Genomic DNA, 2,618 nt, shown 5'->3' on the forward strand with positions numbered 1-2,618 from the left:
CCCCGCCGTCGTCATCGACGCCGGCGACGGCAAGCACGGCCACCCCACGCAGACCCTGCTCGACCTCTATTCCATCTGGGAGCGCAAGGGTAGCTTCGAGGGGCTGAAGGTCGGCATCGTGGGCGACATCGCGCATTCGCGCGTGTGCGGCTCGCTCATTCCTGCTCTCAAGATCATGGGCGCCGAGGTCACGGTCGTCGCTCCCGGCACGCTCATCCCCGCTGCTCCCGAGGTACTCGGCGCCGATCATGTGAGCTACTGCCTCGATGACGTCCTGCCCGAGCTCGACGTGGTCTACATGTTGCGCATCCAGCGTGAGCGCCTGGAGGGTGCGCCCTTCCCGAGCCTGCGCGAGTACCATCAACTCTTCGGCCTCACCAAGGCGCGCGAGCACCTTATGAAGCCCGATGCGATCATCTGCCATCCCGGTCCCATCAACCGCGGCGTCGAGTTCGACTCCTACATGGCGGACCATCCGGAGCGCTCTGTGATCCTCGACCAGGTGTACGCGGGCATCTGCGTGCGCATGGCGGCCCTGTACCTGTTGCTTGGAGGTGCCGATAATGGCCTTTCTGCTTAAGAATGCTCACGTCGTCGACCCGCAGTGCGGCATCGACGGCATCCGTGATGTGAAGATCGACGGCGAGCGCATCGTCGAGGTCGGCGAGGGTCTTGCCGCCGATGGCTGCGAGGTTGTCGACCTCTCCGGCAAGATACTCGTTCCCGGCCTCGTTGACATGCACGTTCACCTGCGCGAGCCTGGCTACGAGCACAAGGGCACCATCGAGAGCGAGACCCGCGCCGCCGCGAAGGGCGGTTTCACGGGTGTGTGCTCCATGCCGAACACCGACCCCGTGACGGACAACGGCACGGTCATCGAGTACGTGAAGTCTGTCGCCGAGCGCGAGGGCCACTGCCGCGTGTACCCGGCGGGCGCCTGCTCGAAGGGGCTCAAGGGCGAGATCATTGCCGAGATGGGCGACATGGTCGCCCACGGCGCCGTCGCCTTCACCGATGATGGCCGCGGCGTGCAGGGTGCGGGCATGATGCGCCGCTGCATGGACTACGGCAAGATGTTCGACAAGACCTTCCTGTCGCACTGCCAGGACGAGGACCTCGTGGGTGACGGCCAGGTGAACGAGGGAGTCGTCTCCACGCGCCTTGGCCTGCTCGGCTGGCCTGCGGAGGGCGAGGAGATTCAGATCGCCCGCGACATCGCGCTTGCCCGACTCACCGGTGCGAAGCTCCACATCCAGCATATCTCCACCGCGCGCGGCCTCGACCTCGTGCGCGCTGCCAAGGCGGAGGGCCTGCCCGTGACCTGCGAGGCCACGCCGCACCACCTCTTCCTTACCGAGGATGCGCTCGATGGCACATACGACACGCGCCTTAAGATGAACCCGCCGCTCCGCACCGCCGCGGATGCGGAGGCGCTCATCGCCGGCGTGGCCGATGGTACCGTGGACGCCATCGCCACGGATCACGCCCCGCATGCTGCGTGGGAGAAGTCGCGTGAGTTCGAGCTCGCGCCGTTTGGCACCACGGGCATCGAGTGCGCCCTTGCGCTCGTGCTCACGAAGCTCGTCGCCGCCGGCACGATCGACTACGGCCGTATGGTCGAGCTCATGAGCGTCGCCCCGCGTCGTATCCTCGGCGTCGAGGTTGCTTCCATCGCCCCCGGCTCCGTTGCCGACATCACGGTCTTCGATCCGGCTGCCACCTGGACGGTCGGTGCCGAGGGCTATGAGTCCAAGGCGGACAACTGCGCGTTCGAGGGCATGGAGCTCACCGGTCGCGCGACCGATGTCTTCGTGGGCGGCAAGCGCGCGCTCGTAGATGGCGTCGTGTGCTAGTTGATTCCGTGAGATAATCTAAGCGGGTGCTGGTCGAGCGTATCGATTGGCACCCGTTTGCGCAATAATGGTGAAAGCCGCGCTCGCGCGCCTGAGGGATATCGGGAGTTTCCCCGCATCATCTTGCATCGGTGGAATGAGGAGGATCTATGCCAACACCTTCACCGGCTCGTATGCACGATTTCGAGGTCGTGTCGAACGAGCCCATCGCCCAGGGCATCTTTGCGCTCACCATCCGTGCGCCGAAGCTCGCCTCGGCACTTCGTCCCGGCCAGTTCGTGAACATCGCGGTGCCGGGCAACGCCATGAGCCTACTGCGTATTCCGTTGAGCTTCGCGTATGCCGATGCCGCCGCTGGCACGGTCGATATCTGGTATGCCGTGGTGGGCGAGGGGACCGAGCGCCTCTCGCGCATGAAGCCGGGAGAAACCTCGGATCTGCTCGGGCCGGGCGGCAAGGGGTGGACGATCCCCGAGGACTGCGAACGTGCGCTCCTCGTCGCAGGCGGAATCGGCGTGCCGCCGGTGCTCTGCCTCGCTCGTGAGCTTGCAGAGCGCGGCATCCCGTTCGATGTATGCATGGGAGCCGCGACGGCAGCGGCGCTCGTTGGCGAGGATGAGTTCCGCGCGGCGGGCGCGAACGAGGTGCGCGTGTGCACAGACGATGGTTCGGCCGGCTACCATGGCTTCTGCACCGACCCCGCGACCGAGCTCCTTCGCGAGAATGGTTACGGCTACGTCGCGACCTGCGGCCCTGAGCCCATGA

Annotated in this window: 2 protein-coding genes and 1 pseudogene; all 3 read left to right on the plus strand. The window is 65.9% G+C overall.

Features of this window, described 5'->3' with window-relative positions:
* Nucleotides 1-580 (plus strand): annotated as a pseudogene (locus tag QZ079_RS09025) (aspartate carbamoyltransferase); the annotation flags it as partial.
* Nucleotides 564-1,853 carry a dihydroorotase gene (locus tag QZ079_RS09030; RefSeq protein WP_297037517.1) on the plus strand — a complete coding sequence of 430 codons (1,290 nt, stop codon included), beginning with the start codon at nt 564-566 and terminating at the stop codon, nt 1,851-1,853. The pseudogene QZ079_RS09025 and the gene QZ079_RS09030, both read left to right, overlap by 17 nt.
* Before the next feature lie 149 nt (nt 1,854-2,002).
* Nucleotides 2,003-2,618, plus strand: a 616-nt coding sequence (locus QZ079_RS09035) for a dihydroorotate dehydrogenase electron transfer subunit (RefSeq protein WP_297037518.1), incomplete at its 3' end; no start/stop codon positions are given.

The sequence above is a fragment of the uncultured Enorma sp. genome (genome assembly GCA_905210055.1).
Classification (GTDB): Bacteria; Actinomycetota; Coriobacteriia; order Coriobacteriales; family Coriobacteriaceae; genus Enorma.